We start from the raw sequence: 22,005 nt of genomic DNA, 5'->3' as shown, positions 1-22,005 counted from the left end.
GTCATCGTCAGGCTACTATCCCCAAACCCCCTCAGCCAACGCTGCAGGGGGTTTGTTCTTTTGGGGAATCCGAATCGAGTTATCAGGTCGATCAATCAGGTCGATCAATAAGGTCGATTGATTGGAATCACTTCCGAAGCGGTCTGGTCAGATCAAATCTCGCGTCTCTGACGTCGTGTCGAGGCATAGACGGGTCTGCAGTCGATCCCCGGACAGACTTCGGCTGATCAAACCTTGACTGTCTGCGTTGCCAGCCTTCTCCCGAAGGCATGAGAGAAACTTTGGCAGCCGACGCTGGCTGGCTCAGATGCAACCGAATGCCTGCCAGGTCAGCGTGAGCTTGGCGGATCGGGCAGCAAGCAGGCCTCGCTGACTTGCAGGTCGTTGTCGCGCGCGAAGTTCATGACGAAGTCCCAGGCCATGGGCTCGATTTCGCGCAGGGCTTCGTTGACGACGACGCACTTGACCTTGCCGATGACCGTCGGCACGCAGTAGGGCGAGTAGCCGATCGATGCGAATCGACTGTTGGCCATGCCGCCCGGCCGGAATGCCGACATCGCCCCTGCCAGACGCTCCGCCCAGTCGCTCGGACGGAAGGTGCGGCCATCGCGGGTGAGGCCCTGAATGAAGATCTCGCGGGGTTTGTTCGTCGTGCTCATGCAGCCTCTTCGCGCCCTGGGGAGGTGCCCCACGCGTCTCAACCCGGTATTGTGCTGCAGTGCACAAGCAGATGCCGTGCCGAAGCATGTCACAGGCAGGGTCTGCTCCTGGATCGCGGTGATCTTCCCTCATCCGGCTGTCGCCGGGCTTTCCCAGGGGCCTGTTCGAACGCATGCTGACGAACGGCATGCTTCAGGCTCGATGTCATCGGTGCGTGCGTGCGCTTGCCTACAATCGAGCAACGCGCCGCCTGAGACGGTGCGTTCTTTTTTTGCCTTCCGTCTGGAGATCCTGGGATGACCGCCGTTGCCGATGTGCCCGTGTCCGAACCGCACGTGATGAAGACCTATGGCCGACTGCCCATCGCGATGTCGCATGGTCGAGGCTGCCGGGTTTGGGACACCGCCGGTCGCGAGTACATCGATGGTCTGGGTGGCATCGCCGTCAACACCTTGGGACATGCCCATCCGCGCTTCGTGGCCGCGCTGCAGGACCAGGTGGGCAAGCTCATCCACTGCTCGAACTACTACCACGTGCCCGGACAGGAAGCGCTGGCAGCGAAGCTGACCGAGCTGTCCGGCCTGACCAACGCCTTCTTTTGCAGCACCGGCCTGGAAGCCAACGAGGCCGCACTGAAGCTCGCGCGCAAGTTCGGGCATGACAAGGGGATCGAGCGTCCCGAGGTCATCGTTTACGAGAAGGCCTTCCACGGCCGTTCGATCGCGACGTTGTCGGCCACCGGCAACCCGAAGGTGCAAGCCGGCTTTGGTCCGCTGGTCGAGGGCTTCGTGCGGATTCCGCTCAACGACCTGGCTGCGGTCGAGCACGTCGCACGCACCAACCCGAACGTCGTGGCCGTCTTCCTGGAGACCATCCAGGGCGAGGGCGGCATCAACCCGGCGCGGTGGGACTACCTGCGCAGCCTGCGCGACGTCTGCGACCGTCAGGACTGGCTGCTGATGCTCGACGAGGTGCAGTGCGGCATCGGCCGGACCGGCAAGTGGTTCGCGCACCAGTGGGCTGGCATCGTCCCGGATGTGATGCCATTGGCCAAGGGCCTGGGTTCGGGTGTGCCGATCGGTGCGGTGGTGTGCGGTCCGCGTGCGGCCGGCATCTTTCAGCCTGGCAACCATGGCACGACCTTCGGCGGCAACCCGCTGTCGATGCGTGCGGGCATCGAGACCCTGAAGATCATGGAAGACGATGGTCTGCTGGCCAACGCGGAGCGGGTGGGCGCTCACCTGCAGCGGTCACTGGCCGAGGCATTTGCGGGCCTGTCGGGTGTGGTCGAGGTGCGCGGCGCCGGCCTGATGATCGGCATCGAGCTGGACCGCCCCTGCGGCGAGATCCTCAACCGCGCCGTCGAGGCCGGCCTGCTGTTGAGCGTCACTGCCGACCGCGTCGTGCGTCTCGTGCCGCCGCTGATCCTCACCGAGGTCGAGGCCGACGAGATCGTTGCCAAGCTCGCGCCGGTGGTGCGCACCTTCCTCGCGGCCAGCGCATGAAACCGGGCATGAGCCTCATGAAGCACTACCTGCAATTCAAGGACCTGCGCGCCGAGGAGTACGCCTATCTCTTCGAGCGCGCGCGCCTGATCAAGACGCGCTTCAAGAACTACGAGAAGTACACGCCGCTCGTGGACCGCACGCTGGCGATGATCTTCGAGAAGGCCAGCACACGCACCCGCGTGAGCTTCGAGGCCGGCATGTACCAGATGGGCGGGTCGGTCGTGCACCTGACGACCGGCGACAGCCAGCTCGGACGCAGCGAGCCGATCGAGGACTCGGCCCGCGTCATCAGCCGCATGGTCGACCTGGTGATGATCCGGACCTACGAGCACAGCAAGATCGAGGCGTTCGCCGCCCACTCGCGTGTGCCGGTCATCAACGGCCTGACCAACGAGTTCCATCCCTGCCAGATCCTGGCCGACCTCTACACCTTCCTGGAACACCGCGGCACGCTCAGCGCCGCCGGGGTCGACCTGGGCGGGCTCAAGGGACGGGTGGTGGCCTGGGTCGGTGACGGCAACAACATGGCCAACACCTGGCTGCAGGCAGCCGAGGTGCTGGGCTTCACGGTGCACGTGAGCACGCCCAGCGGCTATGGCGTCGACCCGGCCGTGGCGGGGGTGCGCGACCGCAGCTGCTACCGCGTCTTCGACGATCCGCGCGAGGCCTGCGAGGGCGCCGACCTGGTCACGACCGATGTGTGGACCAGCATGGGCTACGAGGCCGAGAACGAGGCCCGCAAGAAGGCCTTCGCCCAATGGTGCGTCGACGCCGACATGATGGCCCGGGCCAGGCCCGACGCGCTCTTCATGCACTGCCTGCCGGCTCACCGTGGTGAAGAAGTGACCGCTGACGTCATCGACGGTCCGCAGAGCGTCGTCTGGGACGAGGCCGAGAACCGCATGCACGTGCAGAAGGCGCTGATGGAGTACCTGCTCCTCGGCCGCATCGGCTGATGGCGGTGGCGCTGGACGCCGCCGGCGACCTCGCGCTGCTGGCGGGCGACTCGCTCGACGCTCCGCTGGCCTGGTGCGCCGGACAGCCGATCACGCGTCGCCAGTACCTCGCCGACGTGGCGGCGCTGGCGGGCCGCTGGAAGCCGCGCGGTCCGGTGCTGGCCCTCACCGGCGACCGCTACCGGTTCGCGCTGACGCTGGGCGCCTGCCTGGCATACGGCCAGCCCGGCCTGCTGCCGCCCAACCACACGCCGGACATGCTGGCGCGGCTGACGCGGCTGTTTCCGGGCGCCAGCGCGCTGGCCGATGCGCCGGCGCTCGACGAGGCCCGCATCGGCGGCCTGCCGGCGCTGGACTATGCCGAGTTGCTGGCCGCGTCGATCGATCCGCCACCGGATGACGCGACGCCCCGCCTCGACGCCCTACTCGCGCTGGCCCCCGACCGCGTCGTCGCCCAGGTCCTGACCTCCGGCTCGACCGGTGCGCCCATGCCGCATCCCAAGGTCTGGGACCGGCTGGTGCTCAACATCGCCGCCGAGGCCCGCCGCGTCGCCGAACACCTCGGCCGGCCGGACCTGCGCGGCGTCGTGCTGGTCGGCACCGTGCCGCCGCACCACATGTACGGCTTCGAGTCGACCGTGCTGCTGGCGATGCGTGGCGGGGCATCCTTCGCGACCGAGCGGCCCTTCTTCCCGGCCGAGATCGCCGAGGTGCTGGCCGCGCTGCCGCGCCCGCGCGTGCTGGTCACCACGCCCTTCCACCTGAAGAACCTGCTCGACGCCGGCCTGGCGCTGCCGCCGGTCGACCTGGTCATCAGCGCGACCGCGCCGCTGTCGCCGCAGATGGCCGCCCGTGCCGAGGCCGCGCTGCAGGGGCCGCTGATGGAGATCTACGGCTGCACCGAAGCCGGCCAGGTGGCGACCCGGCGCAGCACCGCCGGCCCGGAATGGACCACGTTTGACGGCCTGACGCTCAGCGGCGACGGGACCGAGGCGGTCGTCCAGGGCGGCCATGTCCAGCAGCCCACACCGCTGGCCGACGTGCTCGAGGTGATCGATGCGCGGCGCTTCCGGTTGCTGGGCCGCTCGAACGACCTCATCAACATCGCCGGCAAGCGCAGCTCGCTGTCGCACCTGAACTTCCACCTCAACAGCATCGAGGGCGTGCGCGACGGCGCGGTCTGGCTGCCGCCGGGCGATGCGGTCGACGGCGTCGAGGCGGTCGTGCGCCTGACCGCCTTCGTCGTGCCCGAGCCCGGCCTGACGCGCGAACACCTGCTGGCGCGCCTGCGCGAGCGGGTCGATGCCGCCTTCCTGCCGCGTCCCATCGTCTTCGTCGACAGCCTGCCGCGCGACCCGACCGGCAAGTTGCCGGCTGGCCGCCTCGCCGAGCTGGCCGCCCACCGGAAGCGCTGAACGGCTGGCGCCTTGTGCGCCAGCCCGAGCTGCCGCCGACCTCTGACCCCCGCTCCCGACCGATGCCCACCGCCGATCACACGGTCCCCGTCGACCACCCGAGCTTCGCCGGCCACTTCCCGGGCCATCCCATCCTGCCCGGCGTGGTGATGCTGGCCGAGGTCAGCGAGTGCCTGCTCGCCGATGCGCAGGCGGCGGCCCTGCTCGGTCCGGCGCCGAAGCTGGGCGCGGTGAAGTTCGTCGCCCCGATCGGACCGGGCGCGCGGCTGCGCATCGACTGGACCTGTGCCCCGACCCGCGTGAAGTTTGACGTCACGCTGCTCGACGCCGGCGAACGCCTCGCCGTCACCGGCCACTTCGACGCCCGGCCGGGCCTGCCCAGCGGGGCGCGCGATGGCGCCTGAATCGCAGCCTGACTGGACCCGCCAGCCCGAGCGCGGCAACCGCCACGCGCTCGCGCTGATGCGCTGGATCGCCATGGCGCTGGGCCGCCGCATCGCGCGCGGCGTGCTGCACCCGATCACGCTGTTCTTCATGCTGACCGGCGGTGCCGCGACGCGCGCCTCGCGCCAGTACCTCGCCCAGGTGCTGGGCCGTCCGCCACGCTGGTCCGAGCGCTACCGGCATGTCCACCACTTCGCCGCGACCATCCTCGACCGCGTCTACCTGCTGCAGCGGCGCCATGACGCGTTCGACATCCGCGTGACCAACCCCGGACTGCTGATGACGCAGGTCGAGGCCGGCCGTGGCGCGATGCTGGCCGGGGCCCACCTCGGCAGCTTCGAGGTGCTGCGCTCGCTGGGCGAGGGCGAAGGCCAGCTGCGGGTGGCGATGCTCATGTTCGAGGACAACGCCCGCCAGATCAACGCGACGCTGCGCGCCATCGCGCCGGACACGCCGCTGCACGTGATCGCGCTGGGCCGCATGTCGGCGATGCTGGAGCTGCGCGCCTGGCTGGACGGCAACGGCGTCGCCGGCCTGCTGGCCGACCGCACGCTGCGCGCGCCGGGCACCACGCCGATGCAGCGCGGCGGCGTGCACCGGGTGAACTTCCTGGGCCGGCCGGCGTCCTTCTCCGACGGCCCGTTCCGGCTGGCGATGATGCTGCGCCGGCCGCTGCTGTTCATGGCCGGGCTGTACCACGGCGGCCGTCGCTACGAGCTGCGCTTCATCGAGATCGCCGACTTCAGCCAGCGGCCGGCCGACGGCGCCTCGTCCGAGGTCGTCCTGCAGCGCGCGGTGCTGCGTTATGTCGAGATCCTGGAAGGCATCTGCCATGAGACCCCGTACAACTGGTTCAACTTCTTCGACTTCTGGAGCGACCCCGATGCGCCGACCTGACCGTCGCCACGCCGTGCGGGCCTGGCTGGGCGCATCGCTGCTGGCGCTGGCCGGGCCGGGCTGGGCCTTCGGCCTCGAGGACCTGATGCGCACGCTGGCCAGCGTCAGGGAAGGCGAGGCCAGCTTCACCGAGAAGCGCACCGTGGCCCAGCTGGACCAGCCGCTGGTCTCGTCGGGCCGGCTCAGCTTCACGGCGCCGGACCGCTTCGAGCGCGTCACCCTCAAGCCGCGCCGCGAGGCGCTGCAGGTCAACGGCAACACGCTGACCATGAGCCAGGGCAGCCGCAGCCGCACGCTGGCGCTGGATGCCGTGCCGGAGGCGCAGATCATGGTCGAGGCCGTGCGTGGCACGCTGACCGGCAACCAGGCGGCCCTGCAGAAGTACTTCAGCACCCAGGTTGGCGGCGCGGCCGAGCGCTGGTCGCTGGACCTCAAGCCACTGGACGTCAAGCTGCGCGGCACGATCGCCGCGATCCGCGTCAGCGGCCGGCAGGCCGAGGTCCAGGAGATCGTGCTCGAACTCGCCGATGGCGACCGCTCGGTCATGAAGATCGAGCCGGCAATGGTCTCGCGCTGATGCCGTCGACCCTGCACGCGCAGGCCCGGGCCGCGCCGGTCTCGCCTTGGCCTTGGCCGCCGCTGCTGCGCGCCAGCGTCGCGCTGCATGTGCTGGCCGTGCCGGTGCTGCTGCTGCGGCCGTCGCTGTGGCCCTGGGCGCTGGCCCTGGGGATGGCCAACCACGCCCTGATCGTGTTTGCCGGCCTGTGGCCGCGCGCCACCTGGCTCGGTCCCAACCTGCTGCGCCTGCCCGCAGCGGCGGCGGCGCGCAGCGAGGTCGCGCTGACGATCGACGACGGCCCCGATCCCGAGCTGACCCCGGCCGTGCTGGACCTGCTCGACGCCGCCGGCGCCCGCGCCACCTTCTTCTGCATCGCCGCGCGGGCCGAGCGCCATCCCGAACTGGTGCGAGAGATCGTCCGGCGCGGCCACAGCGTGCAGAACCACAGCCTGCGCCACCGCCACACCTTCTCGCTGCTGGGCCCGCGCGGCTATGCCCGCGAGCTGCGCGCCGCGCAGGCCGTGCTGGGCCGTGTCGCCGGCCGCACGCCCGAGTTCTTCCGCGCGCCGGCTGGCCTGCGCAACCCCTTCCTGGACCCGGTGCTGCACCGCCTGGGCCTGACGCTGGCCAGCTGGACCCGGCGCGGCTACGACACCCGCGAGCGCGACCCGCAGCGCGTGCTCGCGCGCCTGTGCCGCGACCTGGCGGCTGGCGACATCCTGCTGCTGCACGACGGCCATGCGGCCCGGACGACCGACGGCACGCCGGTCGTGCTGGCCGTGCTGCCCCTGCTGCTGGCGCGGCTGCGCGCCCAGGGCCTGACGGCGGTGACGCTGCCGCAGGCCTGGCGCGACACGCCCCTGCGCCAGCCCGTCCCTGCCGATCCCACCGCCACGCCCGAATCGACCGAGCCGATCCGATGACGACCCAGACGCAGACCCAGCCCCATTCGCCTTCCCGCCGGGCGACCGATCCGCCACCGCCCGTCCGCCCGGACCTGGCCTGGCGTCGCCTGCTCGACCAGGCCACCGCGCCCTACCGAAGCGCCGGCCGCTTCGCCTGGCATTTCGCGCGCGGCAAGCTCGGGCGTGACCCGGTGTTCCGCCACCTGCTCGAAAGCGGCCTGATCCGCAGCGCTGCGCGCATCCTCGACATCGGCTGCGGCCAGGCCCTGCTGGCCCACCTCGTGCCCGCCGCCCAGCAAGCCGCCCGCGCCGGCCAGTGGCCGGCCGAATGGGCCGCCGCACCGGGGCTGGCGCACTACACCGGCGTCGAACTGATGCCGCGCGACGTCGCCCGGGCCCAGGCCGCGCTGACCGGCCGCCACGATGTCCAGGTGCTGTGCGGCGACATGCGCGAGCTCGCCTTCCCGGCCTGCGACACCGTCGTGATCCTCGACGTGCTGCACTACGTCGACATCGCCGCGCAGGACGCCGTGCTGGCCCGCGTGCACCAGGCGCTGACGCCGGGCGGCGTGCTGCTGCTGCGCATCGGCGACGCCGACCGCCGTTCCGGCTTCGTCGCCAGCCAGTGGGTCGACCGGCTCGTCACCTGGACCCGTGGCCACCGCGTGCCGCCGACCTGGGGCCGGCCGCTGCGCGACTGGCTGCACCTGCTGGCGCGCCTCGGCTTCGTCGCCGAGGCCCGGCCGATGAGCCAGGGCACGCCCTTTGCCAACGTGCTGCTGGTGGCGCGCAAGCCCGCCGAGGACCCGTCGACATGACGCCCCTGCCGATCACCCACCACACCTTGAGCACCGCCCTCGGCCTGGGCCTGGACGAACACGTCGTCGCGTTGCACGAGCGCCGCTGCGGCCTGCGACCCTGCGATTTCCCGGACGTGACGCTGGCCGGCTGGATCGGCCAGGTGCGCGGCCTGGACGGGGTCCGCCTGCCCGAGGGCCTGGCCGACTGGAACTGCCGCAACCACCGGCTGGCCTGGCTGGCGCTGCAACAGGACGGCTTCCTCGACGCCGTCGCGCAGGCCCGTGCGCGCTGGGGTGCGCACCGCGTCGCCGTGCTGCTGGGCACCAGCACCTCCGGCATCTACGAGACCGAACTGGCCTACCGGCGCCGCGAAGACGGCCCAGCCGGACCCGGCACCGGCGAACTGCCGGCCGACTTCCACTACGGCGAGACCCACAACAACGGCGCGCTCGGCCGCTTCGTCGCCGCCGCGCTCGACCTGGCCGGGCCGACCTGGGTGGTGTCGACCGCCTGCTCGTCCAGCGCCAAGGTCTACGCCTCGGCACAACGCCTGATCGAGGCCGGCTGGATCGACGCGGCCGTGGTCGGCGGCGTCGACAGCCTGTGCCTGACGACGCTCTATGGCTTCAACGCGCTGGAGCTGTTCTCGCCCGACATCTGCCGGCCCTGGGACGCCCGCCGCAGCGGCCTGTCGCTGGGCGAGGCGGCCGCCTACGGCCTGGTCCAGCGCGACGCGGCCGGCGCGCCCGGCGGCGTGCCGGCAGGCTGGCTGCTCGGCTGTGGCGAGTCCAGCGACGGTCACCACATGAGCTCGCCCCATCCCGAGGGCCTGGGCGCCGTCGCGGCCATGCGCATGGCGCTGGCCGATGCGGGCCTGGGCGCCGACGACATCGACTACATCAACCTGCACGGCACCGCCACGCCGGGCAACGATGCGGCCGAGGACCGCGCCGTGCGGGCCGTCTTCGGCGACCGCGTCCCGGCCAGTTCGACCAAGGGCGCGACCGGCCACACCCTGGGCGCCGCCGGTGGCGTGGAGGCCAGCCTCAGCCTGCTGGCGATCCGCGAGGGCCTGATGCCCGGCGGCCTGCACCGCGAGGTGCCCGATCCGGACCTGCACATCGCCTACCTGGGCGAGAACCGCCACGCGCCGGTGCGCCGCGTGCTGAGCAATTCCTTCGGCTTCGGCGGCTCGAACGCCAGCCTCGTCTTCGGAGGTGCGGCATGAGCGCGGCACTTTCCTTGTCCGTGCGGGCCGTCGCGCTGGTCGGTCCCGGCCTGGCCGACTGGACCGCCGCGCAGCCGGTGCTGACCGGCGCACAGCCCTGGGTCCATGCGCCGACCGTGCTGGGCGCGCCGCAGCGCCTGCCGCCGGCGGAGCGCCGCCGGGCCGGCGCGGCCGTCAAGGTCGCGCTGGTCGTGGCCGAGCAGGTCGTGCAGGCCGGCGCGGTCGACCCGGCCACGCTGGCCTCGGTCTACACCTCGTCCAACGGCGACGGCGCGAACTGCCACGCGCTGTGCGAGGCGCTGGCCCAGCCGCAGCGGCTGGTCTCGCCGACGCGCTTCACCAACTCGGTCCACAACGCGCCGGCCGGCTACTGGCACATCGCGGTCGCCGGCCGCGAGGCCTCGACCAGCCTGTGCGCGCACGACGGCAGCTTCGTCGCCGGCCTGGTCGAGGCGATCGGCCTGGTGCGCGCGCGCCGCCAGCCCATCCTGCTGGTGGCCAGCGACAGCCCCTACCCGGAGCCCTTGCAGGCGGCGCGGCCGATGGCCGACGTGGTCGGCGTCGCCCTGATCCTGTCGCCCGAACCGGCCGACGACGACCTGGCCCGGCTGGCCGTGGAACTGCTGCCGGCCGGCTCGGTGGCCGAGATGCCTTGCCACGACGTCGGCCTCGAAGGCCTGCGCACCCAGGTGCCGGCGGCCCGCGCGCTGCCGCTGCTGGAGGCGATCTCGCGCGGCCAGCCGGCCGAGGTCTGCCTGTCCTGGCCGGCCGGACCGGCGCTGCGCATCCGGGTCGGCACATGACGGACGCCGCGCCGCAGAAGGCCGACCCCCTGATGGGCCGCGACGGCATCGCCACGCGCATCCCGCATGCCGGCAGCATGTGCCTGCTCGACCGCCTGCTGGCCTGGGACGACACGCGCATCGTCTGCGAGGCCGACAGCCACCGCTCGGCCACGAACCCGCTGCGCAGCGCCGGCGGGCTGCGCAGCGGCGCGGCGATCGAATACGCGGCCCAGGCCATGGCGCTGCATGGCGCGCTGCTCGGTGAACGGGCACAGGCTGCACTGGGTGGCTCAGTCCCTGAGCCACCCAGGCCGGGCTTCCTCGCCAGCGCCCGGGGCGTCGACTTCAGCCGCTGGCGGCTCGATGACCTGGCCGGCCCGCTGCGCATCGAGGTGGTCCGCCAGGCCGGCGATGCGCAGCAGATCCTCTACCAGTTCAGCGTCCGCCACGGCGACGAGATGCTGGCCAGCGGCCGCGCGGCGGTGGTGCTCAACACGCCCATCGCACCAACCGTGCCACCCGCACCGACCTGAAACCCTCCTGGAATCGACATGATCGACCCCGACAAGAAGTCCCCGCGCCGCGCCCTCGTGACCGGTGCCAGCGGCGACCTGGGCAGCGCCATCGCGCGCCGGCTGGCGCAGGCCGGCCACCACGTCATCGTGCATGCCAACAGCCGCCTGTCGGCCGCCCAGGCGCTGGCCGACGCGCTGCGGGCCGAGGGCCTGAGCGCCGAGCCGGTCGCCTTCGACGTGACCGACCGGGCCGCCAGCGCCGCCGCGATCGAGGCGCTGCTCAAGGACGGTCCGGTGCAGATCCTGGTCAACAACGCCGGCATCCACGACGACGCCGTCTTCCCCGGCCTGCGCCCGGACCAATGGGACCGCGTGCTCGACGTCTCGGTCAACGGCTTCTTCAACGTGACGCAGCCGCTGACCTTGCCGATGCTGCGCACCCGCTGGGGCCGCATCGTCAACATCGGCTCGGTCGCCGGCATCACCGGCAACCGCGGCCAGGTCAACTACGCGGCGGCCAAGGGCGCGCTGCACAGCGCGACCAAGGCGCTGTCGATGGAGCTGGCCAGCCGCGGCGTGACCGTCAACGCGGTGGCGCCGGGCATCATCGCCTCGGCCATGGCCGACGCGGTGTTCGACGACAAGCTCATCGCCAGCCTCGTGCCGGTCAAGCGCGCCGGACGGCCCGACGAGGTCGCCGCGCTGGTCGGCTTCCTGTGCGGCGAGGAGGCCGGCTACATCTCCGGCCAGGTCGTCTCGATCAACGGGGGCATGGCGTGAGCCCGGACGTGCAGGCGGCGGCTCAGGCGGCGGCACACACGGCGGCACAGGCGGCCTCTCAGGCCGCCGCTGCGGCGGGCGTGCATGCCAGCGAGGCGCTGCTGTTCGCGGTCCTGCTGCAGCTGGTCATCATCGTGCTGGCCGGCCGGCTGGGTGGGGCGGTGGCTCAGCGGCTGGGCCAGTCGACGGCGGTCGGCGAGATCGTCACCGGCCTGCTGCTCGGGCCGTCGCTGTTCGGTGCGCTGGCACCGGAGCTGTTCCAGGCGGTCTTCCGCTCGGTCGGGCCGCAGACGCTGACCATCCTGTCGCAGGTCGGCCTGCTGCTGCTGATGTTCCAGATCGGCCTGGCCTTCGACTTCGGCCACCTGTCCGAGCGCCGCAACCGGCGCGCGGTCTGGTGGGTCGCGCTGGCGGGGCTGGTCGCGCCCTTCGGCCTGGGCCTGGGCCTGGGCTGGGCGATGCCCGAAAGCCTGCAGACCGGTGCGCCGCGCTTTGCCTTCGCGCTGTTCATCGGCACCGCCTTCTCGATCACCGCGCTGCCCATCCTCGGCCGCATCCTGATGGAGTTCGGCCTGACGCGCACGCCGCTGGGCGTCATCACGATCAGCGCGGCGGCGATCAACGACGTGGTCGGCTGGCTGCTGCTGGCGCTGGTGACGGCGCTGAGCACGGCGGCCTTCTCGGCCGGCGCCTTCGCCCGCGAGGTCGGCGGCGTGCTGGCCTTCGGCCTGGTCAGCTGGTTCCTGCTGCGCCCGCCGCTGGAACGCTTCATCGCCTGGCGCCTGAAGGCCGATGGCGGCGAGGTCGGCCCGACGTCGATGGGCGTGGTCATCGCGCTGATCTTCGCGATGGGCATGTGCACCTACCAGCTCGGCATCTTCGCGATCTTCGGCGGCTTCATGGCCGGCGTCCTGCTGCACCGCCAGCATGCCTTCGCCGAGGCCTGGCAGGCCCGCGTCGGCGGCTTCGTGCAGGTTTTCTTCCTGCCGATCTTCTTCACCTACACGGGGCTGCGCACCGACATCGGCTCGCTGTCGGGCGCCAGCGCCTGGGGCTGGTGCGCGCTGCTGATCTTCCTGGCCACGTTGGGCAAGTACGGCGCCTGCTCGCTGGCGGCGCGCTTCGCCGGGCTGTCGTCGCCGGCGGCGCGGCTGGTCGGCATCCTGATGAACACGCGCGCGCTGATGGAACTCATCATCATCAACGTCGGCTACGACCTCGGCGTGATCGGCCGCGAGGTCTTCACGATGCTGGTCCTCATGGCGGTCTTCTCGACCCTGGTGACGACGCCGATGCTGCGGCGCTGGTTGCCGGCTCTGCAGGGCGATGCGGTGCTGGCCGGCCGCGAGGGTGCGGCCGCGCCGCTCAGTCCGAGTTCCGGCCGAGGTACTGGAACGGCGGCTGCCTCAACAGGCGCCTGAGCAGCAGCAGCGGCAGTCGCAGGCCGAACTCGACCATCAGCCGCGTGTGCATCCACGTCAGCAGGACGTTGTCGCGCACGTAGTGGAAGTGCGAGACGCCGCCTTCCTCGGCGCTGAGGTACTTCACCGGCGCCTTGCGGTTGATCGGCGCGACGCCGCGCCAGGCCAGCCGCACGACGGCCTCGGTGTCGAAGTCGAAGCGGCGCATCCACGGCTGGCTGCGCATCACCGCGATCAGCGGCTCGATCGGGTAGACGCGGAAGCCGTAGAGCGAATCGTGGATGCCCGCGCCCAGCGTCTCGAGGTTGGTCCAGCCATTGGAGATGCGCCGCCCGCGCACCCGCAGCAGCGGCGCGGAGGCGTCGAACACCGGCTCGCCCAGCACCATCGCGTCGGGCTTCTCGATCGAGGCCTGCATGAAGGCCCGGATCAGCTCGGCCGGATGCTGGCCGTCGGAATCCATCGCCAGCACATGGGTGTGACCGGCCGCGCGGGCCGCCTGCAGGCCGTGCAGCACCGCCGCGCCCTTGCCCTGGTTGTGCGGCAGCACCAGCACCTTGAGCAGCGCATCCTCGGCGGCCAGGGCCTGCAGGCCCTCGGCCGTGCCGTCCGTGCTGCCGTCGACGACGACCCAGACGGGCGCCCACTGCGCGCGGGCGGCGCGCACGGTCTCGTAGACCTTGGGGCCGGTGTTGTAGCTGGGGATGAGCAGCGCGTGGGTCGGATGAGGCGAGGTCGGAGGGGAGGTCGGCGGCAACGTCGGGCTCATGGTCTGCGGCGGGGTCGAAGGCATCGGGTGGCTCATCGGCTGAGCTCGTGTTCGAGGTGGGTCTTGAGGGCCTGCATCAGCTCGGCCGGCGCGTGTGGATCGTCGGCTGGCGGCGGCTCGAAGCGCTGGCCCAGCCGCAGCCGGTAGTGCATCGGCACCGGCGGCAGGCGCCAGATCGGCCAGCCCTTGGCGAGGAAGGGCGAGTCGGTCTCGATGATGACGACCTGCACCGGCACCCGGGCCCGCTGCGCGATCAGCGCGATGCCCCCGCGCAGCGGCTGCAGCCGGCCGCCTTCGGTGCGCGTGCCTTCGGGGAACAGCACCAGCTGCGCACCGGCCTGGAGTTCATCGACGGCGCTGCGCACCAGCAGGTGTGGCACGTCGTTGGCGATGTAGCGCGCCAGCCGGGCGCCGGCGCCGAGGAAGATGTTGCGCTGCAGGCCGGCCTTCATGATGCAGACGCTGCGCGGCAGCCGCGCGACGATCAGCATGGCGTCGGCCATGCACGGGTGATTGGCCGCGACGATCAGGCCGCCGGGCTGGTCGGCCAGCACGTCGAGCGCGCTCGCGTCGATGCGCATCAGCCCGCTGGCCCGGCCGCAGACCCAGTAGAAGCGGTAGCCCCAGGAGATCACCGCGCGGCCCAGGCGCTGGCCGAAGGCGGCTGGCAGCACGGGGTGCAGCAGCATCGCCAGCAGGGTCCAGCTCAGCGACAGCAGGCCCAGCCAGGCCACCAGCACCCACAGCCACGTGACCAGCAGCAGCCGCAGCAGGCCGCGCGGCTCGGGGGCGGCCGGGCTGGGCGAGGTCGACGGGGCGTGGGCCAAGGCGTCAGTCCGGTCGCCGGACCTGCTCGGACGAGGTCGCGAAGATCCAGGACATCGCCACGCCGCCGCTGAGGTTGCTGCGCGAGCGCACCAGCGGGCTGTCGCCAAAGACGGCGCCGCCGACGTGGTCGTAGCGCAGGAAGGCACCGACCCAGTGGCTCTCGTAGCGCCGCGAGGTGCCGACCAGCGCCTGCCAGCCGCCGTAGCCTCCACGCGCCTCGTAGGCCGGCCGGGTCGCGGTCGCCTCGCCGGTGCTCACGCCGTAGATGCGCTGGTGGACGCCGCGCGAGGCCCAGAACGGTCCGCCCTGGAAGCCCAGCCGCCACGGTGTGCCGGTGCTGATCGACAGGTCCAGGTTGGGCGTGAAGACGGTGCCGACGCGGCGCGGCGAGGACTCGATCGTCAACATCGCGCGCACCGGCACCTCCAGGTTCAGGCGCAGGCCGGGCGTGCGCAGCAGCGTGCTGCGCAGCTTGGGGCCGATCTCGAAGGTGGCCGGCACGCGCCGCATGCCCGCGCGTGCGCCGGTCGTGTCGGTGTAGACCGGTGGGCTGGCGTTGACGCTGACCTCCAGCTCGGCCACCGAGGTGTCCAGCAGCACGGCGCGCGCGCCCTCGCGGTCGGCCCGCAGGAAGTTGCCGCGGTAGACCAGGAAGGGCACCGGCAAGGCGTAGCCGCGGTAGGTCTCGGCGCCGCGGTAGTCGGGCAGGCGCAGCAGGCTCAGGCCCGCGCCCAGCTCCCACAGCGGCAGCGACTTGACGACCGGTCGGGCCGGCGCATCGGGCGTGATGACGATGGCCGGATCGACCGGCGTCGTGGCAGCGGCTTCGATGGCTTCGGCGGCCTGGGCCGTACGCAGGCCGGCCAGTGCCAGGCTGGACAGGGCGAGCGCCGCCGCGAGGCGGGCGGCCGGGATGCCGCGCGGGCGATGGGTCATGCGGAGGCTCCGTGGGGATGGTCGGGTTCGGGGGTGGCAGGGATGACGGCCGGACCGAACGCGGCCTGCGCCTCGATCTCGACCAGCAGCTCGGCGCGGCAGACGTCCGCGCGCAGCCAGAGGCAACGATCGAGTGCCGCCTGTGCGGCCGCGCGCTGGCCGGGCGTGCCGGCACCTTGCCGCAGCCAGCCCGCGATGATCGACCGCACCGGTGACAGGTCGCTTGCGGTGCGCAGGTAGACGGTCAGGTCCAGCGTGGCACGCAGCACGGCCAGGCCGCTTTCGGACTGCGGCCGCGCCACCGGACCGGTCTCGACCTGGGCCAGCAGCACGTCGATGTTGCGCAGCGCCTCGCGGGTCTGCTCGGCCACGTCGCCCAGGTGCATGCTGGCATGGCCGACGATGCTGGCGGTGCCCGAGACGAACAGCAGGCTGTGCCCGGGCGACAGGCGCAGCTCGGCGGCGCGCGAGAAGGTCGGGCTGACGGGGCCGTAGTCGCTCGGGTAGCGGTAGGCGCTGACCTGGCGCGGGTTCTCGATCGGGCGCGGCGCGATGCGTCCGGCCAGCAGCGCGACGCTCAGTGCGCCGGCCTCGGTGCCGAGCGCGCAGGCCGCCGGTGCGCCGTCGCAGGCGGCCTGCCCGGCGGTGGCGAAGGCCTGCTGGCGGCCGATGTTGAACTGCCGGTAGCGCTCCAGCCGGCCTTGCGGGCTGTCGGTCTCGGCGTTGATCTCCGCCAGGTAGTTCCAGAAGCGTGCCGGCTGTGTCAGCCCGTGGTGGGCCATCAGCGCGAACAGCGTGGCGTAGGCCCGGCGTGAGGCGCCGATCAGGCCGTCGGGCTCGCCGGCCTCGTCGATGTGGACGCGGGCATGCAGCCAGTCGCCGTCGCAGGCCCAGCGCAGCGGGCCGTCGATGCCGCGCCGCACGGGACGCGGGGCGCGCCAGAGCTCGGCCATCGCCGGCAGCGGTCCGAGCAGCTGCGGCGCAGCGGCGGCCGGCTCGCTCGGGCACGGACACGGGCGCGGGCCGGGCCGGTGCACCTGCAGGTCCAGCCGGTGCGGGTCGTCCCCGACCGGCGCCGTCGCGTCAGGCCAGGCCAGGCGGGCTGGCTGGAGGACGGCGGCGGGCAGCGGGTACGGCGGAAAGGTCGGCGTCGGATGCGGCATGGCGGGGCGGGTCGACGAGGCCCGCATGGCTGCGGCGCCATCGGCAGGAACCCTGAATTTTACGGGGCTGCCGCCTGGCTTCCGCCGCTGCACTGACGCGGCTCAAGGTCGGCGCGGAACCTGCCTGCCGGTGCGGCGGTGGACAGTCCGGCGTCAGCGCCGTCCCGCAACCTGCACGGGTTGCGCCAGCCGGTCGCGCGGACCCTCGCGGCTATCCTTGCAGCCTGCCGGCGACCCCGCCGCACCGCCCCCGACACCACCATGAAGCTCGCCCTCATCACCGACATCCACGCCAACCGCGAAGCCTTCGAGGCCGTGCTGGAGCAGGCCCACCTGCACGGCGCCGAACGCATCGCGCTGCTCGGCGATTTCGTCGGCTACGGCGCCGATCCGGGCTGGGTGGTCGAACGCGTGCAGGACCTGGTCGCGCAGGGCGCCATCGCCGTGCGTGGCAACCACGACGACGCCATCGTGCTGGGCCCCAGCCCCAACCTGGTCGAGGACGCGCGCCGCGCCATCCTCTGGACCCGCGAGCAGCTCAGCCCTGCCCAGATCGAGTTCCTCGCCAGCCTGCCCTACAAGGTCGAGGACAGCGGCTGCCTGTTCGTGCATGCCAATGCCCACGCGCCGACCGGCTGGGAGTACATCCTCGGCCGCACCGAGGCCGTGCGCAGCATGCACGCCACCGACTGCCGCCACACCTTCTGCGGGCATGTGCATCACCCGACGCTCTATCACATGTCCAGCACCGGCAAGATCGCCGACTTCAAGCCGGTGCCCGGTGTCGCGGTGCCGGTGCCCGGCCACCGCCAGTGGCTGGCGATCCCCGGCTCGACTGGCCAGCCGCGCGACGGCAACCCGGCGGCCTGCTGGGCCATGTTCGACAGCGCCCGCCACACGCTGACCTTCCACCGCGTGCCCTACGACCACGAGACCACCGGCGCCAAGATCGTCGCCGCCGGCCTGCCGCGCACGCTGGCCACGCGGCTGGTCGACGGCACCTGAGGGTCGTCCGCGAGATCGATGCAGGCCAGCCGAGCGTCGGACCACGGCGCCGGACCGGATACCCGAGGGAGGACTGGAACTTGATCGACGACACCGCCAGCCAATCGCCGCTCAACGCCGGCGACGTGATCGACGGCTTCGAGCTGCTGGAGCGCCTGCACCAGGGTGGCATGGCCAACCTGTGGCGCGTCAGCCATCCGGAACACGGCAGCGCGCTGCTGATGAAGGTGCCGCGCATCAAGGGCGGCGAGGACCCGGCCACCATCGTCGGCTTCGAGGTCGAGCAGATGATCCTGCCGACGCTGCGCGGCGTTCATGTGCCACGCTTCGTCGCCCGCGGCGACTTCATCACCCGGCCCTACATCGTGATGGAGCAGATCGCCGGCGAGTCGCTGCGGCCGCGCCTGGACCGGGCGCCGCTGCCGATCGACGAGGTCGTCGGCATCGGCATCCGCGTGGCCACCGCGCTGCACGACCTGCACCGCCAGCACGTCATCCACCTCGACATCAAGCCCAGCAACATCCTGTTCCGACCGAGCGGCGAGGCGGTGCTGGTCGACTTCGGCCTGAGCCGCCACGACCACCTGCCCGACCTGCTGGACGAGGAGTTCAACCTGCCCATGGGCACCGGGCCGTACATGTCGCCCGAGCAGGTCCAGTTCGTGCGCAGCGAGCCCCGATCGGACCTGTTCGCGCTCGGCGTGATGCTCTACCACCTGGTGACCGGCGCGCGCCCCTTCGGTGCGCCCAACAGCGTGCGCGGGCTGCGCGAGCGGCTCTATGTCCGTCCGGTGCCACCGATCACGCTGCGGCCGGACTGCCCGCCCTGGCTGCAGGAGATCATCCTGCGCTGCCTGGAGGTCCAGGCCGACAAGCGCCACCCGAGCGCCGCCCACCTGGCCCAGGACCTGGCCAACCCGATGGAGGTGCCGCTGACCGAACGGGCCCGCCAGCGCGACACCGGCGGCCAGCTGCAGCGCCTGAGCCGCTGGTTCAAGGCGCTCGGCGCCGAGCCGGTCGAGCGGCCCAGCGTGTCCGAGCAGCTCAAGCGCGCGCCCATCGTGCTGGCGGCGGTCGACGTCAGCGGCGCGACCGACGACCTGCTCGACCTGCTGCGCGAGACCGTGCGCCGCATCGTCATCACCGAGCAGGGCGCACGTCTTGCTTGCGTGAGCGTCATGAAGACCAACCGCATCGGCATGGACGAGCTGATCGACAAGCAGGGCAACAGCCTGCACGTCAAGCAGCTGGTCGGCCTCAAGCACTGGGCCCGGCCGCTGTCGCAGGCGCTCGGCCTGGCCGACAACCGGCTGACCTTCCACGTGCTGGAGGCGCCGGATGCGGCCACCGCCATCATCGAGTTCGCCCGCCGCACCCAGGTCGACCACATCGTGATGGGCGCGCGCGGCAACTCGGCGCTGCGGCGCTACCTGGGCAGCGTGTCGTCCGAGGTCGTCGCGCAGGCCGAATGCACCGTCACGGTGGTGCGCGTGCCGAGCGCCGCATCGGGCGAGCCTGGGCCGGACAGCCCGTCCTGAGAGCCCTTCCTGACACCCCGTCCTGACACCCCGACCCCGAGCAGACATGGCCGCTGTCCCGACACCCGATCCGACCGGCCTGCCCTGGGTGCTGGACGTCGAGGCATCGGGTTTCGGCAAGGGCAGCTACCCGATCGAGGTCGGCTACGTCGGCCCGGCCGGCGAGACCGGCTGCATGCTGGTCCACCCCGATCCCGACTGGACCGGCTGGGACGCCGGTGCCGAGCGGGTCCACGGCATCGCCCGCGAACGCCTGGTCACGCACGGCCGGCCGCCGGCGATGGTGGCGCGGCTGCTCAATGCGGCGCTGGCCGGGCAGCAGGTCTATTGCGATGCCTGGGCGCATGACTACGTCTGGCTGGCACGGCTCTACGACGCCGCCGACGCGGTGCCGGCCTTTCGGCTGCGCGACCTGCGCGAGCTGCTGCCGCAGGAGCAGCTTGAACGTTTCGATGCGGTGCGCGACCGGGTCCGGCGCGAGCTGGCCAGCCAGCGGCACCGGGCCAGTGCCGATGCGCGGGTGTTGCAGCTGAGCGTGGCCGAGGTCCGGCGCACCTCGCCGGTCCTGCTCAGGCCCGCTTGAAGACCAGCGACGAGTTGGTGCCGCCGAAGGCGAAGGAACTGCTCAGCGCCGCCTCCAGCGGTCGTGCCAGGGGCTCGCCGGCGCGCGCCAGCGGCACGTCGCAGAGGGGGTCCTGCGTGTCGCAGTGGGCTTGCGGCGGCAGCTGCTGGCGGACCAGCGACTGGATCGTGATGACGGCTTCGAGTGCGCCGGCCGCGCCCAGCAGGTGGCCGTGCAGTGCCTTGGTCGAGCTGACACGCAGGCCGGGCAGGGCCTCGCCCCAGACCGCGCGGATGGCCTCGCACTCGACCGCGTCGCCGGCCTTGGTGGCCGTGCCGTGGGCGTTGACATAGCCGATGTCGGCCGGCTGCAGGCCGGAGAGTTGCAGGGCGGCCCGCAGCGCGCGTTGCTGACCCTGCGCGTCGGGCTTGGTCAGGTGCGTGGCGTCGCAGCTCAGGCCCCAGCCAGCCAGTTCGGCATGGCGCTTCGGAGCCTGCCGGGCGGCGGCGCGCCCGGCGCTTTCGAGCACCAGGAAGGCCGCGCCCTCGCCGAGCACGAAGCCGCTGCGGTCGGACGCGAAGGGCCGGCAGCAGCGCATGGCGGCGTCGCCACCGGCGGTGAAGGTGGCGAGCGTCTGCATCGCCTGCCAGGTCAGCACCACGCCGGGCACGATCAGCGATTCGGTGCCGCCGGCGATGGCCAGGTCGACCTCGCCGCAGCGCACCGCCTTGGCCGCCTCGGCGATGGCGACCGACGACGAGGCGCAGGCCACCGCGTAGGTCAGCACCGGGCCGCGCACGCCCAGGCGCATCGCCACATGGGCGGCCGGCGCGTTGGGCATGAAGGCGGGAATGGTCAGCGGCGAGACCCGCCCGCTGGTCGAGCGGTAGGCGGTGTCCAGCGCGGCCGCGCCGCCCATGCCACAACCGACGTAGATGCCGATGCGTTCGGGCGCGGCGTGGCCGATGCCGCCGGCGTCCTGCACCGCCAGGTCGGCGGCGGCGACGGCCAGCTGGCTGACGCGGTCGACGCCAGCGGACTGGAGCTTGTTGAACCAGCGCGTCAGGTCGATGTCGACGGTGGCGGCGGCAACCGGCCGGGCCAGGTCCATCGGCAGTTCGCGGACCGCCGACTCGCCACGGGCGACCGCCTCGAAGACCGAGGCAGCGTCATGCCCGTGCGGGGCGACGACGCCCAGGCCGGTGACGAGGATGCCGGTGCTCACGCGCTGCCGCTCAGGCGGCCTGCGAAGCGCGGACCTTGTCGACCACACCGGCCAGCGCGGCCAGCGTGTCGACGGTCGATTCCTCTTCCGGGAGCTTGATGCCGTAGTGGTCCTCGACCGCGAAGAGGAACTCGACCAGCGCCAGCGAATCGATGCCGCTCTGTGCCATCGAGGCATGGGGGTCGAGCTGGGACGGATCGAGGCCGTACTTTTCCTGGATCAGGGCCTGAAGCTCAGGGAGCGAACTCATGTGTTGGTTTCCGTGGTCTGGCGGCTGCCCCATCGCATGCATCGAAGGGTCGGATTCCGGGGGGGGATTGCTGACTGGTGCAGGGCCTCCCTTGCACCGGTTCCGGTCTCTTCCGCGAGCGGGCAATGATATCAGCGGGCCCCTTGCGGACCGCCTTCGGCACGGGGCCCCCAGCGCAGCGCGGCCAGCGCGAACAGGCCGCCCAGCAGCATGCCGGCGAGCGCATCGAGCGCGACGTGCTGCTTGGTCGCCAGCGTCGAATAGGTGATCGCCAGGAACCAGACGATGTTGACGACATGCCAGCGGCGCGGCGAGCCCAGCACGGTCAGCTGGCGACGCAGCCACAGCGCCGACCAGGCCGCCGAGGCGACATGCAGCGACGGGCAGGCATTGCCGGCCGCGTCCACGCCCTGCAGCAGCGCGAAGCCGGCATGGCCGGACACGTCGATGCCGTGCGGCGGCACCGCGTTGGGCCAGAAGTAGAAGCAGGCCAGGCCGGTCAGGCACATCGCGCCGACCCAGAGCCCGTAGGACACCAGCCGGCGCAGCGTCAGGAACAGGCCGGGCGCGATGCCGACGTAGACCCACAGCGACACGTAGGCCGCCAGCCAGCCCGGCTGCAGCGGGATCGCCTGGTCCAGCCAGGTCAGCGGCATCACCGTCACAGGGTAGGCCGGATGGCGCAGCAGGTGGAAGTAGCCGATGAAGAACAGCCACATGAAGCCCGAGATGCCGAACACCTTGACCCACAGGTGGCGACGCCAGCAGCGCCACAGCGCCGGGTAGAAGCCGTCGCCGGCAGGAACTGCGTTGGGGGTCAGGGCGGTGGGATCGGAGGCGGCGCGCATCGGCAGC

The 22,005-nt window shown here is 72.0% G+C and carries 24 protein-coding genes; 16 read left to right on the top strand and 8 right to left on the bottom strand.

All coding sequences use genetic code 11. The features are described 5' to 3' along the window. Positions 1-329 precede the first annotated feature (329 nt). A complete protein-coding gene (locus Q8X39_RS19975; protein WP_305751458.1) occupies positions 330-659 on the bottom strand; it encodes a DUF3579 domain-containing protein in 330 nt (109 codons plus the stop codon). A gap of 297 nt (positions 660-956) precedes the next feature. Here Q8X39_RS19975 and Q8X39_RS19970 point away from each other — a divergent pair, with 297 nt between their 5' ends. The 13 genes from Q8X39_RS19970 (at position 957) to Q8X39_RS19910 (ending at position 12,874) form a co-directional block, all read left to right on the top strand. After that, positions 957-2,165 (top strand): aspartate aminotransferase family protein, encoded by a 1,209-nt coding sequence (locus Q8X39_RS19970; protein WP_305751457.1) that lies wholly within the window; start codon positions 957-959, stop codon positions 2,163-2,165. After that, positions 2,162-3,124 carry an ornithine carbamoyltransferase gene (gene argF / locus Q8X39_RS19965; protein ID WP_305751456.1) on the top strand — a complete coding sequence of 321 codons (963 nt, stop codon included), beginning with the start codon at positions 2,162-2,164 and terminating at the stop codon, positions 3,122-3,124. The genes Q8X39_RS19970 and argF overlap by 4 nt, the downstream gene beginning before the upstream one ends. Next, positions 3,124-4,539: an AMP-binding protein gene (locus Q8X39_RS19960; protein ID WP_305751455.1), complete on the top strand. Its 1,416-nt coding sequence runs from the start codon at positions 3,124-3,126 to the stop codon at positions 4,537-4,539. The genes argF and Q8X39_RS19960 overlap by 1 nt, the downstream gene beginning before the upstream one ends. A gap of 62 nt (positions 4,540-4,601) precedes the next feature. After that, positions 4,602-4,943: an ApeI family dehydratase gene (locus Q8X39_RS19955; RefSeq protein ID WP_305751454.1), complete on the top strand. Its 342-nt coding sequence runs from the start codon at positions 4,602-4,604 to the stop codon at positions 4,941-4,943. Further along, on the top strand, positions 4,933-5,880 hold the full coding sequence (locus tag Q8X39_RS19950; protein ID WP_305751453.1) for an acyl-CoA synthetase: 948 nt from the start codon (positions 4,933-4,935) through the stop codon (positions 5,878-5,880). The genes Q8X39_RS19955 and Q8X39_RS19950 overlap by 11 nt, the downstream gene beginning before the upstream one ends. Continuing rightward, the gene (locus tag Q8X39_RS19945; RefSeq protein WP_305751452.1) at positions 5,867-6,457 is read left to right on the top strand and encodes an outer membrane lipoprotein carrier protein LolA; all 591 of its coding nucleotides are present in this window, start codon (positions 5,867-5,869) and stop codon (positions 6,455-6,457) included. The genes Q8X39_RS19950 and Q8X39_RS19945 overlap by 14 nt, the downstream gene beginning before the upstream one ends. Further along, the gene (locus Q8X39_RS19940) at positions 6,457-7,362 is read left to right on the top strand and encodes a polysaccharide deacetylase family protein (RefSeq protein ID WP_305751451.1); all 906 of its coding nucleotides are present in this window, start codon (positions 6,457-6,459) and stop codon (positions 7,360-7,362) included. Before Q8X39_RS19945 ends, Q8X39_RS19940 begins: the two co-directional genes overlap by 1 nt. Further along, entirely contained in the window at positions 7,359-8,162 is an 804-nt protein-coding gene (locus tag Q8X39_RS19935; protein ID WP_305751450.1) for an SAM-dependent methyltransferase, read from the top strand. The genes Q8X39_RS19940 and Q8X39_RS19935 overlap by 4 nt, the downstream gene beginning before the upstream one ends. Continuing rightward, entirely contained in the window at positions 8,159-9,373 is a 1,215-nt protein-coding gene (locus tag Q8X39_RS19930) for a beta-ketoacyl-[acyl-carrier-protein] synthase family protein (protein ID WP_305751449.1), read from the top strand. The genes Q8X39_RS19935 and Q8X39_RS19930 overlap by 4 nt, the downstream gene beginning before the upstream one ends. Next, positions 9,370-10,176, top strand: a complete 807-nt coding sequence (locus tag Q8X39_RS19925; RefSeq protein ID WP_305751448.1) for a beta-ketoacyl synthase chain length factor — start codon at positions 9,370-9,372, stop codon at positions 10,174-10,176. The genes Q8X39_RS19930 and Q8X39_RS19925 overlap by 4 nt, the downstream gene beginning before the upstream one ends. Further along, on the top strand, positions 10,173-10,691 hold the full coding sequence (locus Q8X39_RS19920) for a hotdog family protein (protein WP_305751447.1): 519 nt from the start codon (positions 10,173-10,175) through the stop codon (positions 10,689-10,691). Before Q8X39_RS19925 ends, Q8X39_RS19920 begins: the two co-directional genes overlap by 4 nt. An 18-nt stretch (positions 10,692-10,709) precedes the next feature. Then, a complete protein-coding gene (fabG, locus tag Q8X39_RS19915) occupies positions 10,710-11,453 on the top strand; it encodes a 3-oxoacyl-ACP reductase FabG (protein WP_305751446.1) in 744 nt (247 codons plus the stop codon). After that, positions 11,450-12,874, top strand: a complete 1,425-nt coding sequence (locus tag Q8X39_RS19910) for a cation:proton antiporter (RefSeq protein ID WP_305751445.1) — start codon at positions 11,450-11,452, stop codon at positions 12,872-12,874. The genes fabG and Q8X39_RS19910 overlap by 4 nt, the downstream gene beginning before the upstream one ends. Here Q8X39_RS19910 and Q8X39_RS19905 read toward each other — a convergent pair. Genes Q8X39_RS19905 through Q8X39_RS19890 form a run of 4 tightly spaced genes read right to left on the bottom strand, consistent with a single transcriptional unit; the run spans position 12,819 to position 16,570 of the window. Beyond that, positions 12,819-13,643, bottom strand: a complete 825-nt coding sequence (locus Q8X39_RS19905; protein WP_305751460.1) for a glycosyltransferase family 2 protein — start codon at positions 13,641-13,643, stop codon at positions 12,819-12,821. The genes Q8X39_RS19910 and Q8X39_RS19905 overlap by 56 nt on opposite strands. Positions 13,644-13,675: 32 nt before the next feature. After that, a complete protein-coding gene (locus Q8X39_RS19900; RefSeq protein ID WP_305751444.1) occupies positions 13,676-14,470 on the bottom strand; it encodes a lysophospholipid acyltransferase family protein in 795 nt (264 codons plus the stop codon). A gap of 4 nt (positions 14,471-14,474) precedes the next feature. Continuing rightward, entirely contained in the window at positions 14,475-15,407 is a 933-nt protein-coding gene (locus tag Q8X39_RS19895; protein ID WP_305751443.1) for a MipA/OmpV family protein, read from the bottom strand. After that, a complete protein-coding gene (locus tag Q8X39_RS19890; protein WP_305751442.1) occupies positions 15,404-16,570 on the bottom strand; it encodes a chorismate transformation FkbO/Hyg5 family protein in 1,167 nt (388 codons plus the stop codon). Before Q8X39_RS19890 ends, Q8X39_RS19895 begins: the two co-directional genes overlap by 4 nt. A 261-nt stretch (positions 16,571-16,831) precedes the next feature. Here Q8X39_RS19890 and Q8X39_RS19885 point away from each other — a divergent pair, with 261 nt between their 5' ends. The 3 genes from Q8X39_RS19885 to Q8X39_RS19875 all read left to right on the top strand — a co-directional run bounded on the left by Q8X39_RS19885 (position 16,832) and on the right by Q8X39_RS19875 (position 19,696). Then, positions 16,832-17,575: a metallophosphoesterase family protein gene (locus Q8X39_RS19885; RefSeq protein ID WP_305751441.1), complete on the top strand. Its 744-nt coding sequence runs from the start codon at positions 16,832-16,834 to the stop codon at positions 17,573-17,575. Between the two features lie 80 nt (positions 17,576-17,655). After that, positions 17,656-19,113, top strand: a complete 1,458-nt coding sequence (locus tag Q8X39_RS19880) for a serine/threonine protein kinase (RefSeq protein ID WP_305751440.1) — start codon at positions 17,656-17,658, stop codon at positions 19,111-19,113. A 46-nt stretch (positions 19,114-19,159) separates the two neighbouring features. Continuing rightward, positions 19,160-19,696 carry a 3'-5' exonuclease gene (locus Q8X39_RS19875; RefSeq protein ID WP_305751439.1) on the top strand — a complete coding sequence of 179 codons (537 nt, stop codon included), beginning with the start codon at positions 19,160-19,162 and terminating at the stop codon, positions 19,694-19,696. On the opposite strand, the gene Q8X39_RS19870 is transcribed toward Q8X39_RS19875, so the two are convergent. The 3 genes from Q8X39_RS19870 to Q8X39_RS19860 form a co-directional block, all read right to left on the bottom strand. After that, on the bottom strand, positions 19,683-20,900 hold the full coding sequence (locus Q8X39_RS19870; protein WP_305751438.1) for a beta-ketoacyl-[acyl-carrier-protein] synthase family protein: 1,218 nt from the start codon (positions 20,898-20,900) through the stop codon (positions 19,683-19,685). The genes Q8X39_RS19875 and Q8X39_RS19870 overlap by 14 nt on opposite strands. 10 nt (positions 20,901-20,910) lie before the next feature. Then, positions 20,911-21,150 (bottom strand): acyl carrier protein, encoded by a 240-nt coding sequence (locus Q8X39_RS19865; protein ID WP_305751437.1) that lies wholly within the window; start codon positions 21,148-21,150, stop codon positions 20,911-20,913. A gap of 131 nt (positions 21,151-21,281) precedes the next feature. Continuing rightward, positions 21,282-21,998, bottom strand: a complete 717-nt coding sequence (locus tag Q8X39_RS19860; RefSeq protein ID WP_305751436.1) for a phosphatase PAP2 family protein — start codon at positions 21,996-21,998, stop codon at positions 21,282-21,284. Positions 21,999-22,005 lie beyond the last annotated feature (7 nt).

Origin of the sequence: Leptothrix discophora (genome assembly GCF_030705305.1) — a bacterium.
Taxonomy (GTDB): Bacteria; Pseudomonadota; Gammaproteobacteria; order Burkholderiales; family Burkholderiaceae_C; genus Sphaerotilus; species Sphaerotilus discophorus.
This window is presented reverse-complemented; position numbering and strand designations above follow the sequence as displayed.

Excerpts from the sequence above, each read along its gene's own strand:
- Q8X39_RS19975 (WP_305751458.1), bottom strand. The coding sequence starts at position 659 with ATGAGCACGACGAACAAACCCCGCGAGATCTTCATTCAGGGCCTCACC.
- Q8X39_RS19970 (WP_305751457.1), top strand. The coding sequence starts at position 957 with ATGACCGCCGTTGCCGATGTGCCCGTGTCCGAACCGCACGTGATGAAG.
- argF (WP_305751456.1), top strand. The coding sequence starts at position 2,162 with ATGAAACCGGGCATGAGCCTCATGAAGCACTACCTGCAATTCAAGGAC.
- Q8X39_RS19960 (WP_305751455.1), top strand. The coding sequence starts at position 3,124 with ATGGCGGTGGCGCTGGACGCCGCCGGCGACCTCGCGCTGCTGGCGGGC.
- Q8X39_RS19955 (WP_305751454.1), top strand. The coding sequence starts at position 4,602 with ATGCCCACCGCCGATCACACGGTCCCCGTCGACCACCCGAGCTTCGCC.
- Q8X39_RS19950 (WP_305751453.1), top strand. The coding sequence starts at position 4,933 with ATGGCGCCTGAATCGCAGCCTGACTGGACCCGCCAGCCCGAGCGCGGC.
- Q8X39_RS19945 (WP_305751452.1), top strand. The coding sequence starts at position 5,867 with ATGCGCCGACCTGACCGTCGCCACGCCGTGCGGGCCTGGCTGGGCGCA.
- Q8X39_RS19940 (WP_305751451.1), top strand. The coding sequence starts at position 6,457 with ATGCCGTCGACCCTGCACGCGCAGGCCCGGGCCGCGCCGGTCTCGCCT.
- Q8X39_RS19935 (WP_305751450.1), top strand. The coding sequence starts at position 7,359 with ATGACGACCCAGACGCAGACCCAGCCCCATTCGCCTTCCCGCCGGGCG.
- Q8X39_RS19930 (WP_305751449.1), top strand. The coding sequence starts at position 8,159 with ATGACGCCCCTGCCGATCACCCACCACACCTTGAGCACCGCCCTCGGC.
- Q8X39_RS19925 (WP_305751448.1), top strand. The coding sequence starts at position 9,370 with ATGAGCGCGGCACTTTCCTTGTCCGTGCGGGCCGTCGCGCTGGTCGGT.
- Q8X39_RS19920 (WP_305751447.1), top strand. The coding sequence starts at position 10,173 with ATGACGGACGCCGCGCCGCAGAAGGCCGACCCCCTGATGGGCCGCGAC.
- fabG (WP_305751446.1), top strand. The coding sequence starts at position 10,710 with ATGATCGACCCCGACAAGAAGTCCCCGCGCCGCGCCCTCGTGACCGGT.
- Q8X39_RS19905 (WP_305751460.1), bottom strand. The coding sequence starts at position 13,643 with ATGAGCCCGACGTTGCCGCCGACCTCCCCTCCGACCTCGCCTCATCCG.
- Q8X39_RS19895 (WP_305751443.1), bottom strand. The coding sequence starts at position 15,407 with ATGACCCATCGCCCGCGCGGCATCCCGGCCGCCCGCCTCGCGGCGGCG.
- Q8X39_RS19890 (WP_305751442.1), bottom strand. The coding sequence starts at position 16,570 with ATGCCGCATCCGACGCCGACCTTTCCGCCGTACCCGCTGCCCGCCGCC.
- Q8X39_RS19885 (WP_305751441.1), top strand. The coding sequence starts at position 16,832 with ATGAAGCTCGCCCTCATCACCGACATCCACGCCAACCGCGAAGCCTTC.
- Q8X39_RS19875 (WP_305751439.1), top strand. The coding sequence starts at position 19,160 with ATGGCCGCTGTCCCGACACCCGATCCGACCGGCCTGCCCTGGGTGCTG.
- Q8X39_RS19865 (WP_305751437.1), bottom strand. The coding sequence starts at position 21,150 with ATGAGTTCGCTCCCTGAGCTTCAGGCCCTGATCCAGGAAAAGTACGGC.
- Q8X39_RS19860 (WP_305751436.1), bottom strand. The coding sequence starts at position 21,998 with ATGCGCGCCGCCTCCGATCCCACCGCCCTGACCCCCAACGCAGTTCCT.